Origin of the sequence: Parvimonas sp. D2 (genome assembly GCF_035282635.1) — a bacterium.
Taxonomy (GTDB): domain Bacteria; phylum Bacillota; class Clostridia; order Tissierellales; family Peptoniphilaceae; genus Parvimonas.
Genome location: NZ_JAYKBO010000053.1, coordinates 1 through 267, shown reverse-complemented (window position 1 = coordinate 267; position 267 = coordinate 1). Strand labels below are relative to the sequence as shown.

Annotated in this window: 1 protein-coding gene; it reads left to right on the top strand. The window is 46.1% G+C overall.

Annotation, left to right across the window (positions count from 1 at the left end):
- Window positions 1–267: hypothetical protein (locus VJI77_RS07550; RefSeq protein ID WP_323988984.1), on the top strand; the 267-nt coding region annotated here is incomplete at both ends.

Below are 267 nucleotides of genomic sequence, written 5' to 3'. Positions count from 1 at the left end.
AATGCGATGTTGCCTATAATGCCACACAAATGGCATTGCAATGGGATGCACTGGCAACGGGCGATACAAGGGTAATGCTGGCTGCACAACATGACCTTTTACAGAAACCCTATGGCTGCACCTGGATTAGTTATACCCGTTGCCACGATGATATTGGGCTGGGTTATGAAGACAGTTCCATTACCGCCGCCGGATTCAATGCCTATGAACACCGGAAATTTTTAAAAGATTATTATGCTGGTACATTAAAAGACTCACCTGCCTCGG